The sequence below is a fragment of the Paenibacillus aestuarii genome, assembly GCF_027789125.1.
In the GTDB taxonomy this organism is placed as follows: Bacteria; Bacillota; Bacilli; order Paenibacillales; family NBRC-103111; genus Paenibacillus_E; species Paenibacillus_E aestuarii.
Map to the genome: position 1 here is coordinate 29,756 of NZ_JAQFVF010000043.1, position 15,000 is coordinate 44,755.

The 15,000-nt window shown below is 50.9% G+C and carries 9 protein-coding genes; all 9 read left to right on the forward strand.

Features of this window, described 5'->3' with window-relative positions; translation table 11 throughout:
- Positions 1-155 precede the first annotated feature (155 nt).
- The 9 genes from O9139_RS18345 (at position 156) to O9139_RS18385 (ending at position 14,995) form a co-directional block, all read left to right on the forward strand.
- Entirely contained in the window at positions 156-1,646 is a 1,491-nt protein-coding gene (locus tag O9139_RS18345) for an N-acetylmuramoyl-L-alanine amidase family protein (RefSeq protein ID WP_270880919.1), read from the forward strand.
- Between the two features lie 52 nt (positions 1,647-1,698).
- Positions 1,699-2,292, forward strand: a complete 594-nt coding sequence (locus O9139_RS18350) for a GerMN domain-containing protein (protein WP_270880920.1) — start codon at positions 1,699-1,701, stop codon at positions 2,290-2,292.
- Between the two features lie 29 nt (positions 2,293-2,321).
- The gene (locus tag O9139_RS18355) at positions 2,322-5,048 is read left to right on the forward strand and encodes an S-layer homology domain-containing protein (RefSeq protein ID WP_270880921.1); all 2,727 of its coding nucleotides are present in this window, start codon (positions 2,322-2,324) and stop codon (positions 5,046-5,048) included.
- A gap of 191 nt (positions 5,049-5,239) precedes the next feature.
- Positions 5,240-5,911 (forward strand): endonuclease III, encoded by a 672-nt coding sequence (gene nth, locus O9139_RS18360; protein ID WP_270880922.1) that lies wholly within the window; start codon positions 5,240-5,242, stop codon positions 5,909-5,911.
- Between the two features lie 25 nt (positions 5,912-5,936).
- Positions 5,937-6,212 carry an NAD/NADP transhydrogenase alpha subunit gene (locus tag O9139_RS18365; protein ID WP_270880923.1) on the forward strand — a complete coding sequence of 92 codons (276 nt, stop codon included), beginning with the start codon at positions 5,937-5,939 and terminating at the stop codon, positions 6,210-6,212.
- Positions 6,213-6,286: 74 nt separating this feature from the next.
- Positions 6,287-10,030 (forward strand): dynamin family protein, encoded by a 3,744-nt coding sequence (locus O9139_RS18370; RefSeq protein WP_270880924.1) that lies wholly within the window; start codon positions 6,287-6,289, stop codon positions 10,028-10,030.
- A 270-nt stretch (positions 10,031-10,300) separates the two neighbouring features.
- Positions 10,301-12,133: an ABC transporter ATP-binding protein gene (locus O9139_RS18375; protein WP_270880925.1), complete on the forward strand. Its 1,833-nt coding sequence runs from the start codon at positions 10,301-10,303 to the stop codon at positions 12,131-12,133.
- On the forward strand, positions 12,130-13,977 hold the full coding sequence (locus O9139_RS18380) for an ABC transporter ATP-binding protein (protein ID WP_270880926.1): 1,848 nt from the start codon (positions 12,130-12,132) through the stop codon (positions 13,975-13,977). Before O9139_RS18375 ends, O9139_RS18380 begins: the two co-directional genes overlap by 4 nt.
- Before the next feature lie 202 nt (positions 13,978-14,179).
- Positions 14,180-14,995 carry a GDSL-type esterase/lipase family protein gene (locus tag O9139_RS18385; RefSeq protein WP_270880927.1) on the forward strand — a complete coding sequence of 272 codons (816 nt, stop codon included), beginning with the start codon at positions 14,180-14,182 and terminating at the stop codon, positions 14,993-14,995.
- Positions 14,996-15,000: the final 5 nt, after the last annotated feature.

Below are 15,000 nucleotides of genomic sequence, written 5' to 3' on the forward strand. Positions count from 1 at the left end.
TTTTCCGCGTCTAACTTTTTACTAGATTGTCGTAAGAACGGAGGTTGTGCTGTCAGATCAATGGTGATTTTGCTATAATAATAGAGCTGCTGCTAGAAGACGAAACCATGGGTGCGATTATGAAAATTACAATCCGACTTACATAGAGGTGAATAATGAAACTGCGTGCAAAATTACCCGCTATTTTTTTAATTCTCATCGTTTTCATCCTAACCATGCCTGCCTATGCGTTTGGAGCTGAAGCTGCCAAACCGGCCATCAAGCTTTTTATGAATGAAAAGCAACTGGTCGTAAGCGAGGTAGCTCCGACTATTGTCAATGGCAACACCATCGTACCTGTAAGGATTATTGCCGAGGAAATCGGCGCCAAGGTAGGGTGGGACGGAGCCACTCGCAAGGTGACAATTGCCAAAGGCGATATGAACTTACAGCTGACGATTGACAGCACGACGGCGATCATCAAGGGCAAGAAGCAGACGATGGAAGTCGCTCCTGTCATTATGAACGGCAATACGATGCTGCCGCTGCGTTTTGTTGGCGAACAGCTGGGCATTGAGTTCAATTGGGACGCTATCACGTCTTCCGTACATATGTTCAAAAAGGACGATTCGGCATCCGTTCCTGTAACAGCAACACCTGACGGCGAAGGTGACGATAAGAACGAAGGGACTCCACCCGCAGTAGTGCCGGACCAACCGGCACCGGGCCAATCAACTTCAGGTCAAACCGCGACGAATCAGCCGCCGACTACGGGGACGAAGCCTTCGGTACAGGCGAGCCTCATCACGTCCATCGAGCTGACGGATAAAGAATTAATCGTCAAATCAAAGGACGGAACCTTGCAGCCAGCAGTAATGAAACTAAGCAATCCGACACGGATCGTTTTTGATTTTCCGAATATGGCGCTGGATGACTCTTTCCAGAAGATGCTTGTGAAGAACGCCGGTGAGATGCCTTCTAAACATCCGCTCGTTCAGAAAGTAAGATTTTCCAATTATTCCGATAGTCCTGCTACGGTACGAGTGATTCTGGATCTCAAAGACGGCGGTGCGGATTACCGCGTACAGCCCGTTAAGACGCCTAATCAATGGAATGCCGTCATTGAAGAACGCCGTTTGACCGTCGTAATCGACGCCGGACACGGCGATCAAGATCCGGGGGCGCTGTCCATTACCGGCAGGCATGAGAAGGATTTTACCCTGTCTACAGCGAAGAAAGTACAGCAGCTTCTCTCTCAGGACAAGCGTATTAACGTGTTGATGACCCGCTCGGATGACACATTTATTCCGCTGGACGACCGTGTGGCGTTTGCGAATAACCAGCAGGCGGACCTGTTCCTATCTATTCACGGCAACAGCGCCAAAGCGACGATCTCCGGCACGGAAACGTACTATTACAGACCGGAAAGCTTGGATTTTGCGAAAGTCGTTCATAAATATGTAACGGCTGCAACCGGTTTTCCAGACCGCAAAGTACGTGTAGCCGACTATCGGGTCATTAATAAAACGACGATGCCGGCCGTGTTGGTCGAAGTCGGATATTTGTCCAACGCTAATGACGAAGCCGCCATGTATAAGGATGATTTTCAAAGTCAGGTAGCCGCATCCCTTGTAGCAGCAATCAAAGAATACTTGAATCTCAAATAGCTTCGCGGATGAAACCTGCTTTCCGTCGGGAAGCCCTTAAGGAGTGAATCAGATGTCTCAAACAAGCCGCCTGGTGCAAGGGGCGCTTCTCGTAGGTGCCCTCACCTTAACATTAACTGCATGCGGGCAGAAACAGCTGCTGGTTGGAGGCGCTGCCCCTCAGTCTACAAGTCAAGCTACTTCGCCGGCCGTTCAAACTCCGCAACCGACGCCGACAGCTACGCCACAGCCTACGCAGGAGCCACTGCACCAGAAGAAGGTAAAAGCGTACTACAGCGATCCGGACGAGATGAAGCTGGTCGAGAAGGAAGTTACCGTCAGTTACAAGCAGGACAGCGGCATGTATGAAGCTGCTTTTAACGCGCTGAAATCGAGCAATGATGCGAACGCCGTATCGCTGTTCGACGATATGGCGTTTACGAGCGTGAAGCTGGATGCAGCCAAAGGCGAACTGCATGTGGATATGAAGTTCGGTCCGAAGACGCAATTAGGAGCGCCAGGCGAGGATCTTTTTCTACAGGCTTTGAAGAAAACCGCATTCCAGTTTCCAGAAGTCAAAACGCTTTATGTGCTGAAGGATGGCAAACAAGTGGAGAGCTTGATGGGCCATCTCGAATTGCCTTATCCAATTAAGCGTCCTAATTAAAGGATCAAGCAGAGGAGTCCAATGAATCAATGAAAAATAGGAAATTAGCAAGCGCAATTGTAAGCTCATTAATCGTGACAAGCTTGGCGGGAACGCCTGCTTTGGCAGCTTCTACTACGTCAACAACATCCAATACAAGCTCCGATGCAGTGAAGCTTTCTTTCCCGGATGTCACATCGGATTATTGGGGAATTCGCCATATTTCCAAGCTGGCCCTTGAAGGCATTATTCAAGGTTATGAAGACGGGGCATACCGTCCGGAAAATTCCGTTTCCCAGCAGGACGTGCTGATTATGGCGGTCCGTATGATGGGGCTGCAGAGCCAAGTGGACAGCCTGACAGCTGCTACTGTATTCCCTGATTTCATGCAGGTGGATTCCTACGCCCGTAATTATGTAGCCGTTGCACTGCAGAAGGGCCTGATCTCCAATGAAGAGGAGAAAGCAAGAGCCCAGAACGAAACGTCCAAGGATAGCTGGGGACAGCGCAAAGCAAGCCGTGAATGGGTCGCCGAAGTTGTCATTCGTGCTATTGGCAAAGCGTCCTTGGCGCAGAGCATGAGCTCTTCGCCAAGCGCATTCAACGACAACAGCGCGATCAGCTTTTCGACGCTTGGGTATGTGAATGCGGCGGTTGCGCTTAACATCGTCAACGGCTTTGAAGATGGCTCTTTCCAACCGAAAGGCGCCGTCACACGTGCGCAAATGGCCGCTTTCTTAAGCCGCTCGCAGAAAGAGCTGGATACGCTGCCTGCACGCGCAAAGAAAGGCTACGTGACAGGTTTGACAACAGGCAGTATCGCCATTATGGATGATGAAGGTAACACGAGTACATACAAGCTAGCTTCGAACACGACGTTCTACGGCTTGAAAAATGATACACCGATTGATCCCAAAACGATCCAAGAGACTTATCAGGTTTCACTTGTGCAAGTCAACGGAACTGCGTATTACGTTGAAGTTTTGAACGATGAGCTGCAAATGGATATTTACCAAGGCAAGCTTTTGAACTTAAATATGAATGCGCTGAAGGCGACGCTGGACAATTACGAAGTCTACGACTTGGCGCCGGATGCTACAGTCACGGATGCGGATGGACATGGCCTCAGCTTGGGCGCGCTAGTTGCCGGCAGTACGCTAGAACTGCGGAAGAGCAAACTGGTGCAGGGCGACAAAATTACATCAGTGATCGTCAAGCAAGTTCCGGTCAACAAGACGGCATCGGGTACGATTCAGACACTGAATAAAGACACGCTGCAGCTAACGGTATTGGACAGCACTTCTGGTCAAGCGGAAACGTATGGCTTCTCCAGTAAGCTGGTGGCGACGTTATCTGATAACACGCTCGTCGATCTGCAATCTTTACATGTTGGCGATACGATCGACTATACGGTGCAGAACAGTGAAATTGTCAAAATTGTCGTGAAGAAACAAGCGGAAGTCGGCGTCTCGGTAGAAGGCACCTTGAAGGACATCAGCAGCGACAAAACGTATCTGACTATTAGCAAAACGCAAGATGCACAGCTGGGTGCTTATTTGATCGGAGATAACGTGAAGATCAACATAACCGGCCTGACGAACGCCAGTCTTTACGATATTGCTCCTGGAGACCAATTGAAGCTGGATATCCTCAACAATAAAGTAACGCAAATTACAGTTGTAAACCGCTCGATCGAGAACTTATATTTTGCTAAAATTATTTCTTATGATCAAACGAACAAAATTTTGACGGTAACTGATAATTCCGGGCTACCGCACGCGTATCAATTGACAGATACAATGACCATCATGTATGCCGGCACGAAATTGCCTTTCAGCAGCTTTGCCGTGACGTTTATACCTGGGAAGTATGTAGACCTGTTGGTTTCCAAAAATAATGTCACACAGATCCAAATGTCGCAGCAGCTGGATGGCGTGCTGACGCAGCTGAACTTGACGACAAGCGATCTGACGTTGAAAACAGACAGCGGACAAAGCTTGAGCTTTAAGCTGACTTTCTCGCCAACGGTGGACCTGGCCAACAGAACGGGCAGCACGCTGTCCGACTTGTCGATCGGCGATAAAATCAGCCTGATGTTGAGCTACGATCAATCCATCGTCACGAAAATCGTCACAAGCAAAACCGAGATGTTCAAAACCGTCCTGGCGAGTGTGAACAGCAATCAGTTAACTGTATCCGATTCAGCGAATAAGACGTATGTCGTCAGTTTGGACGGCGTGCCAATCGTGAGAGCCGATCAAAATACGGGAGCGATTTCCGATTTCGTAACCGATGAATACGTGCTGCTTTCCTTCAAAGGTTCGTCAGCCACTCGCGCTGAGATCGTGAACACGGTGCGTGGGAAAGTTACAGCCGTTGATACGGCGAGCAACAGTTTGACTGTGCAAGATTATAGCGGCAATAGCCAAGTCATTGCGCTAGGCGGCAACTATGCGGTCACGATGAATGGCGGCGCGGCACTAAGCTTCAATTCGATTAAAGTCGGCGATCGCATTCAAGTGATGAAAGATGCGAGCAGCCGCATGCTGGTACAAGTCGCTACTTCGGCCAAACGTGAATTTGTCAGCTACAACAACATCGTGAACCAGATGAATTTCAAAGCTGTAAGCTCCGGCGATAAGACGGCGTTTAATCTGTATTCGCGCGCGTACTATCATAAAGGCGCTGATGTTCTAACCGCTTCGTCGTTCCAAGCTGGCGACCAAGTGATGGTATATGTGTTGGATGATAAAATTGTCGAGCTGGATAAGCAATAAGTTGAACTAATTTCAAGGTGATCCGTCTGTTATGTAGGAACGCTGTTCCTTATGCAGACGGATTTTTTGTCATAGTTAATAAAAATTCGCTCAACTTTTAAAAAATGTTCGCATTTAACTGCTGATAAGCATTGATTCTGCCTGCACAATTCGCTAAACTGAAGAATATTACGCCTCAAGGAAGAACTGAGATGACACAGAAGCTGGTAAGGCATGTTTTAGATACGATTGGTGAGCTGTTTCCGGATGCGCATTGCGAGCTGCACCACAGCAACCCGTTTGAGCTGACTATTGCCGTGCTGCTTTCAGCACAGTGTACAGATGAAACAGTCAATAAAGTGACGCATACGTTGTTTCAAAAGTATAAGCGGCCAGAAGATTACTTAGCCGTTCCGCTTGAGGAGTTAGAGCAAGATATTCGCCGGATCGGCTTGTTCCGCAACAAGGCCAGCAACATTCAGAAGCTATGTCAGCTGCTGCTGGACAAGTATGACGGTCAAATCCCGGAAAAACACGAGCAACTAGTTGAACTGCCTGGCGTCGGTCGGAAAACGGCGAATGTCGTTGTTTCGAATGCGTTTGGCGTGCCTGCGATTGCTGTAGACACGCATGTGGAGCGCGTCTCCAAGAGACTCGGTCTTGCCGGTCAGGAAGACTCTGTACTTGAAGTTGAGAAGAAGCTGATGAAGAAAGTGCCGCGTGATGAATGGACACAGACGCATCATCGTTTAATTTTTTTCGGACGGTACCACTGCAAAGCGCAAAATCCGGCATGCGACGTTTGTCCCTTATTGGATAAATGCCGTGAAGGCAAACAACGTATGAAACCAAGTAAACGTAGAAAAACTAGTACCAACAATTGATATGCAAACAAAGGATGGGATGGAAATGAAATGCATCGCCGTATACACAAGCAGTTTTGAAATGTTCTCTGATATCTATGAGCAAGTGATTAAGACTCCTTTGAAAGAGAACGAAGAGAAAGTCATCGAAGGCATTACGGTCAGCGAATCCGGTGAGGTTCCGCAAAACTACATAGACAAAATGAAAACGAAGCCTGAAGTTGTCGTGATGAAAGTAAAAGATTCCGATATTACGATTTTGCAACATCGTGATGTATTCGAAATTTTCTTACCGGAAAACGAAAAAGTAGTCATGTCCTAAATCTCCCTCAGGGAGATTTTTTTCTGTTATAATGTTAGGTTGTAGAGGGCAAGTTCAGCTGGGGGAGATTGACGATGAATCAAATGGTTGAAACGAAAATGACAGCGATGTCGGCTGCAATGAAGCAAATGCATGGCATCCTCCGTCAAACCGGCGATGAGGAAAATGCGGCGAAAATGGAGCAGCTGCTTGAAAAAATAAGCTTGGATCGCATGAACATTGCTTTTTGCGGACATTTTTCCGCAGGCAAGTCGACTTTGATTAATCAGCTATGCGGACATCCGCTGCTGCCATCAAGTCCGATTCCGACAAGTGCGAATATCGTAAGCATTCGCAATGGGGAGCCTGGGGCGCATGTGAAGCTGAAAGATAGCGAGGCGATGCAGACGATCGCCCTTGAGCAGCTGGAAGCTTATGCGGTCAATGGGACCGATATTGAATCGGTGGAAATTACGTATCCGATACCGTTTCTTGGCGGGCACGCCGCGCTGCTGGATACACCGGGGATCGATTCGACGGACGATGCGCATCATCAGTCGACCGAGTCTGCGCTGCATTTGGCGGATGTGGTTTTCTATGTCATGGACTATAACCATGTGCAGTCGGAAGTGAATTTGGCATTCACGAAGAAGATGAAAGAGTGGGGCAAACCGCTTTATCTGATTGTCAACATGATTGATAAGCATAAAGAATGGGAACTGTCCTTTACGCAATATCAAGAAGGCACGAAGCAGGCATTTCTAAGCTGGGGTATTGAGCCTGATGGGCTGCTCTATGTGACGATGAAGGAGCCGAACCATGCCCATAACGAATTCGCGAAGCTGAAGTGGCTCCTGGGCGCGCTGATCGAGCGCGGAGAGGCGCTGCAAAGCGTAAGCCTCGACGCCTCAGCGCGCTATTTGGCGACGGAGCACGGAGGCTGGCTGGCGGAGCAGCATGAGCCGCAGAAGGCGGAGCTCATGGAGCAAATCCGCCAGGAGGGCGACGTGCAGGAGGCGCAGGAGCTGGCGGCGGCCAAGCAGCGCGAGCTCGCGGCCTTGCGCGAGCTGCCGGAGACGCTGACGGCAGCACTGCGCAAAGATATTGGCGGCATCATCGAGAACGCCAATATTACGCCAGCCTTGACCCGGGATCAGGCTCACACGTATTTGGAGAGCCGCAAGCCAGGGTTCAAGGTCGGATTGTTCGCGCGTGCGGAGAAGACGCAAGCGGAGATCGCGAAACGGCTGCAAGCGTTTCGTGACGATCTGGCCGAGCAGGTGGAAGCCCAGCTCGATTGGCATTTGCGGGATGCGCTGAAGAAGAGCGCGCAGCAGCAAGGGCTGCACGATGCCGAGCTGCTGAGTCAGATCGAGGCATTGAAGGTCGACGTGACGCCGGACTGGCTCGCCGCGCAAGTGCTTGCGGGAGCCGTATTCGGCGGCGAATACACGCTCAACTACATGAAGCAGGTTGCGGCAGAACTCAAGCAGCTGTACCGCAGACAGGCGTTTGCGGTCATTGATCTGGTCGCAGACGCTGTGCGCGAGCGCTCTATACAAGCGATCTCTGCGCTTGAGGAAGAGCTGGCGGGGCTGAACGATCGGCTTAGCGCTTACCGCGAGCTGCAGCGGCTCGAAGACAAAGAAGCCGCTGCCCAAGCTGCCCTGCTGCAAATGGCGGACTGGCCGAAGCCGTCCTTGCCGGCCATGCCGGATCTGCAGCAGTTCACAGCGCAGGACGCCGCGCTGTTTGCGGCGGCTCTTGGGCTGGCCGGCGGTAACGCGGCGGCCGATGCTGCTTCAAGGCTGCACGTGACAGCCATGGATACGATTTTACAAGCCGCTGCCAATGCGGCCAACGCTGCGAGCGCGCAGGCGGCAGCTGGTACGGCCGCTCCCGCTGGCGACACTGCAGCAGCGGCAACGGCGGCGCCTTCCGCGTTCTCCTCGGGTGAACACGGGAAGCGCATGGAGCGCAAGGCCGCCTCGCTCGAGGCGGCGGCGGCTCTCATCGACGGATTGCCGTCGATGAAGTCGATCGCGCGCTCCATGCAGGGCAAAGCGGAACGTCTGCGAGACCGGACGTTTACGATTGCGCTGTTCGGCGCCTTCAGCGCCGGCAAATCGTCGTTCGCCAATGCACTCATTGGCGAACGGATTTTGCCGGTGTCGCCGAACCCGACGACGGCGGCGATCAATAAGATCATGCCGCCGCAAGACGGCTGGCCGCACGGCACAGCCAAGGTGAAGATGAAGTCCGCGGATGCGATCCGCCAGGACGTCTTCTATTCCTTGGAGCTGCTGGGCCTTGCGGCAGATGATATGGCGACTGCGCTCAAGCGCATCAGCGCGCTGTCGCCGGCGGGCGTGACGCCTAAAGGCAAGCCCCACTATTCCTTCCTCAAAGCGGTGGAGAAGGGCTGGTCCTTGGCTGAATCGCATCTAGGCCAAGAGTTGAAAATTACGAAAGACGAATTCCCCGGTTATGTGGCGGATGAGTCCAAATCTTGTTTTGTTGAATTTATTGAATTGTATTATTCGAATCCGCTCACGGAGCAGGGCATTATCTTCGTCGATACGCCGGGCGCAGATTCCATCAATGCGCGTCATACGGGCGTAGCGTTTAATTATATCAAGAACGCAGATGCGATCTTGTTCGTCACTTATTACAACCACGCCTTCTCCCAAGCGGACCGCGAGTTCCTGCTCCAGCTCGGCCGGGTGAAGGACAGCTTTGAGATGGATAAAATGTTTTTCATCGTCAACGCGGCGGACTTGGCTTCCAGTACGGAGGAGCTGGAGGGCGTCGTGAAGCATGTGGAGACGAATCTGCTTGCGCACGGCATCCGCAATCCGCGGATTTATCCGATCTCCAGTTATTTGGCGGCTGAAGGCAAAATTAAAAACAGTGCAGCGCTGATCGAACAGTCGGGTATCCGGCCGTTTGAGCACGATTTTGTAAACTTTACGTTTAATGAACTGAGCGACGTGGCGATCCATGCGGCTAACCTGGAGCTGGGGCGAGCGGTGCAGCTAATGCAGCAATGGGTCACCAGCGCCCAGTCCGGGGAGGAGCAGCGGAAGCAGCGTATTGCCGGCTTGCAATCTGCGGAAGCTGAGGCCGTGACACTGCTTCAGAATACCGAGTACGGGACCGAGCTTAAAGAGATGAAGAAGGAAATCCAAGAGCTTCTTTACTATGTCAAACAGCGGACGATGTTCCGTTTTGGCGAGCTCTATAATTACGCCTTCAACCCTTCGACATTCCGCGAGGAAGCGCGCGATCCGAAACAGGCGCTGCAAGGCGCTTGGGCGGAGCTTCTGCGCATGATCGCTTTTGACCTGTCGCAGGAAGTGCTGGCGACGACGCTGCGCGTCGAGAACAAAATGAATCAGCTCAGCAAAAGCCGTGTAAGCCGATGGGATGAACAGCTCGGCGAGCTGATCGACGGATTCGAGAGCGGCGGCTATGAGGAGCGCAAGTTCAATACGCCTGAAGTCGCGGTGAATGTGCAGGTGCAAGACGTCACCATTAAGCTGCTGCAAAGCTACTTCAAGAACGCGAAGCAGTTCTTTGAAGGCGACGGCAAGAGCAAGCTGCGTGCGGAGCTCGAAAGCCGGATGAATGCGCCTGTCGCTGCGCTGATGGAAGAGCAAACGAAGGAGCTTGAGCTCGCTTATGCCGATCAGTTGGAAGTGTCGCTGGGCAGCTTGAAGGAACTGATGCTTCAGCAGCTTCATGAGCATGTCAGCGGCATGCGGGATGCACTGGAAATGAAGATTGATTTGACCGAACTCATCTCCAAACAGCATCAATTAAAAGCATTTATGGATTGACAAATCGTAAGAAGCCGAATTCGTGAGATTTCACGAGATCGGCTTCTTTTTGTGCCATCATGTAAAGGCTTACATTGGCGGTTATCTGGATGATTTCCAAGAATAGGGTGGATTCCTGCTTGATTTTGTGAAATTATGGTCATTTAAGCGTTTAAATCCTCTTATTCTCTCTTTGCCCCATTATAGGGATGGTGTTAATATTCATAAAGGTTTTAAAACGCTTTCTTAGGCTTTTCCAATTTTTCCTTCTTGAGGAGGGGGCTTCTACAGGTGGATGTCTTCAGGCAATTGAAACAGTTTTATTGGCCAGAGAAAAAATTGTTATTCGTTTCAATCTTTTGCTTGGCGGTGGCCACTGGACTCGGCCTCGTGTATCCGAACTTGCTTCGGTATTTGATCGATGACGTCATTAGCAAAAAGAATTTCGGGCTCGTGCCGAAGCTGTCATTATTCGTTGTCGGTGTCGTCAGTCTCAAAGGTATGTTTCAGTTTTTTCATGGTCTAAGCGGAGGACGCCTAGGCAATCGTGTGGCCTTTCACATGCGAAACGCACTCTATGAAAAGCTGCAGTACTTATCTTTTCAGTACTATGATCAAGCGCGTACAGGGGATCTAATGTCACGTTTGACAGCGGATTTGGAACAAATTCGCCAATTTATTGGCTTTGGCTTTGCCCAACTGTTGAACGTCATGTTTATGCTGATTTTCGGGACGGCCATGATGTTCTCGATTAACTGGAAGCTTGCGCTGCTTACGATGATTTCCATGCCATTCCTGGCGTACACAGCGATCCGCTTCGAAGGCAAAATTCATCCGGCGTTCCGCCAAGTACGGCAATCGCTCAGCACGATGACGACGGCTGTTCAGGAAAATATTACCGGGGTGCGCACCGTCAAATCATTCGCCCGCGAACCGCATGAAGTTGACAAATTCTCGCTGCGCAACGAAACGTATCGTTCCATGAATATTCAAACGTCCAGCATCTGGGCGAAATATTTTCCCATTATGGAGATTTTGGCGAACCTCAGCGTCATCATCCTGCTGGGTGCCGGCGGCTACATGGTAATTAACAATACCATTACGCTCGGCGAGCTTGTCGCTTGCTTCAGTTTGATCTGGTACATTATCAGCCCGATGTGGGGACTTGGCTTCCATATCAACAACTTTACGAATACAAAGGCTTCCGGTGAGAAAATTTTGGATGTGCTGCACCAATATCTGCATGTCAAAGATCAGCCGAATGCTGCAGCCTTGAACGACTCTGAAGTGAAGGGACATGTCCGCTTTGAAAATGTCACCTTTGCATATCCGGAAAAGCAACCGGCTCTGTATAATTTCTCCGTCGATGCGCCTCCAGGCTCGGTGATCGGTCTGCTCGGCAGCACGGGTTCGGGTAAATCCACCGTGATTTCCCTGCTGATGCGGGCTTACAATGTCAAGGATGGCAAAATTACCTTAGACGGCAAAGATGTCCGCTCCCTGCAAGTGAAAAGCGTCCGCGATCAGATTGCGACAGTGTTTCAAGAAACATTCCTATTTTCATCCACGATCCGCAATAACATCGCTTATGGACAGAAGGATGCGACCATGGAGGAGATTGTCCGCGCCGCGAAATTTGCCAAAGCGCATGACTTCATCATGGAGCTGCCTGAAGGCTACGACACGGTCGTCGGGGAACGCGGATTGGGTCTTTCCGGCGGGCAAAAGCAGCGGATTTCCATCGCTCGCGCCTTGCTGAAAGATCCGAAGATTCTCATTCTCGATGACGCGACAAGCGCTGTCGATATGGAGACCGAGCACGAGATTCAAGCCGGCTTCGGTGAAGTGATGAAAGGGCGCACGACGTTTATTATTGCGCACCGGATTTCCTCGTTGAAGCATGCCGATGAGATTATTGTGCTTGATGAAGGCCGGGTCGTGCAGCGGGGCACCCATGAAGAGCTGCTTCAGCAGGAAGGGCTGTACCGCCAGACGTATAATATTCAATATGCCGACCAGCCGCGCGAGCAGTCTGGCGCGGGCGAGGCTGCGGCAGCTGCCTATGAACCGGCATTGAAAGCTGACAAACACGTATCTTCTCTGGAAAGAAGGTTAGCGCATTGAACACGCACGCCAAGCAAGCCAATCCGGCTGAGAATCCGGCTGAATCGCAGGCTGGACAGCGCTTTGTCTATCAGGACGATGAGCTTATCGATAAACCGTTTGACTGGAATCAATTAAGACGATTGTTTACGTACATGAAGCCTTACCGGAAACAGATGCTGCCGATTATTATCATCATGATGTTCGTCGGGGCGATTACGAAATTAACCGTTCCGCTGCTGATTCGCGTCGCCATTGACGATGCCATTACGCCGAAAAATAATAAACTGCTGTTTGCGATCGTCGGCATCATGCTCGGGGTCTATATTATCCAATGGCTTGCGAATACGTTTCGGATCAAATATACGAATATCGTGGGGCAGCGCGTCATTTACGATCTGCGCCACGATCTATTCAGCCATATTCAAAAGCTGAGCTTCCGCTTTTTTGACACGCGCCCGGCGGGTTCCGTCCTGGTGCGCGTCACCAACTATGTCAATTCGCTGCAAGATTTGTTTACGAACGGCGTCGTCAACCTGCTCATCGACTGTGTGCAGCTTTGCGGCATCATGATCATTTTGCTCAGTTTTAACTTCAAATTGGGCGCCGCCATTATTATTACCGTGCCGCTCATGTTTCTGATATCGACGAAGCTGCGCCTGCGCATCCGCCGTGCCTGGCAGGACGTGACGATCAAGCAATCCCGCTTGAATTCCCACTTGAATGAGTGTATTCAAGGGATTCGCGTGACGCAAGCGTACACGCAAGAGAAGGAAAACATCCGCTTTTTCAATCATATGAACATGGGCAATCGGCTGTCCTGGAACCGCGCCTCCATGCTGAATCAGAGCTTTGGGCCGCTGATTGAGATCACCGGGGCTATCGGATATTGCATCCTGTTCTGGTATGGTGCGCATCTGATCCAAACGGAAGAGATTACGATCGGCTTGTTGGTTGCTTTTGCTACATATATCGGCTATTTCTGGGAGCCCATTACCCGCTTGGGCCAAATGTATTCGCAGCTTCTCGTGGCGATGGCTTCATCGGAACGTATCTTTGAGTATTTGGACGAAAAGCCTACCGTGGCGGAGCTGCCTGCTGCCAAGGAATTGCCTTCGATCACCGGTCATGTGAAGTTTGAGAATCTTGTCTTTGAATATGAGCCGGGAAGACCTGCGCTCAAAGGGATCAACATCGAGGCTGAGGCCGGTCAATCGATCGCGCTCGTCGGACATACAGGCTCAGGCAAAAGTACGATTATGAACCTGCTCTGCCGGTTTTACGATCCGGTGGAAGGCCGTGTGCTTATCGACGGAACGGATATTCGCGAAGTGACGATCCAAAGCCTTCGCTCCCAAGTCGGCATCGTCCTTCAGGATACGTTTATCTTCTCCGGGACGATTCGCGATAACATCCGCTTCGGCCGTCTGGACGCCACGGATGAAGAGGTCGAGATGGCCGCAAAAGCGGTGCATGCGCATGACTTCATCCTCGGTCTGCCGCAAGGCTATGACACCGAGGTTCAGGAACGCGGAAACGTGCTGTCGATGGGGCAGCGGCAACTGATTTCGTTCGCCCGCGCCCTGCTTGCCGATCCGCGCATCCTGATTCTGGATGAAGCTACGGCAAGCATTGATACCGAGACAGAGCTCAAAATTCAGGAAGCGCTGAAGACGCTGCTCGCCGGCCGTACTTCCTTCATCGTCGCGCATAGGCTGTCGACGATTCGCGGCGCAGATAAAATTATCGTGCTCGACCACGGCCGTGTGATGGAAAGCGGCAATCACGAGGAACTGATGCGCGAGCAAAAAATCTACTACGGGCTTATTCAAGCCCAGTACAAATTTTTGAAAGAAGTGGGCTAAAAGCACGTTTGCCAGGCTGCTTGACTGCGAATGCGGTCAGGCAGTTTTTTATTTTGGCAGCGTCTGTTGATATTGGGGATGACTGATTTTATAATGGTAACAAACGTGTGTTCGGGTTGTGAAATGCTCGAAGTTTGCAAATTCATTGCAGAAGCTATACTCTAATAGTGAATTATGCCATTATTTGCAGGAGGGGACTCACTTGCGATCATCTCGATTCCTCTGGGGCGCTGTCGGACTTACGGCCTCGATCTCTACTCTCGTCTTTATTGTCGGTTTTGCTTATGCGGCCAATCAAATTTGGTTTCCGAGAGCTTCCGGCGAATTTGTCGCAGCGACCCCTGCGCCTAAACAAGAAACAGTGATTGACGTGAAAAACAAGCTGAACATCGTGGCCATCGGCGATTCATTGACGGCTGGCACAGGGGATAACACCGGTAAAGGCTATGTCGGCCGCGTCCGCGAGAAGCTGGAACAGCAGAGAGGCAAGCCTGTTTTTGTCCTCAACAATTTAGCGATTCCCGGTTACAAAAGCGATCAGCTGCTCAGCGATTTAGCCTTGAAAAAAACGCAAGACGCGCTCGCCGGAGCGGATATTATTCTCCTGACGATCGGCGGCAACGATATTTTCGCAGGCGGCGAAGACATTTTTACAGGGGAGAATCAGACGGAATTTAATCCGGAAGGCGCGCTGAAGCGGATTGATCCGGCTTTGAAGCGCATGGATCAGGTGTTTCAAGCGATTAATCAGGCGAATCCTAATGCTACTGTGATGTATATCGGCCTCTATCATCCGTTCCTGGATCTAGATCCGCAGCGTGAAGGTTCGCTGATCGTGCAGCGCTGGAATAACAGTGTGTTTGAAATGGCGAATCGTTATCCGCATATGGTTGTGGTGCCTACTTATGACTTGTTTGAACAAAATTTGATCAAGTATTTGTCCTCAGCCGACCATTTTCACCCGAATGGTGACGGTTATGAGCGTATAGCTGATCGAATCGTGCAAATTTTAAAGTAGAGGAG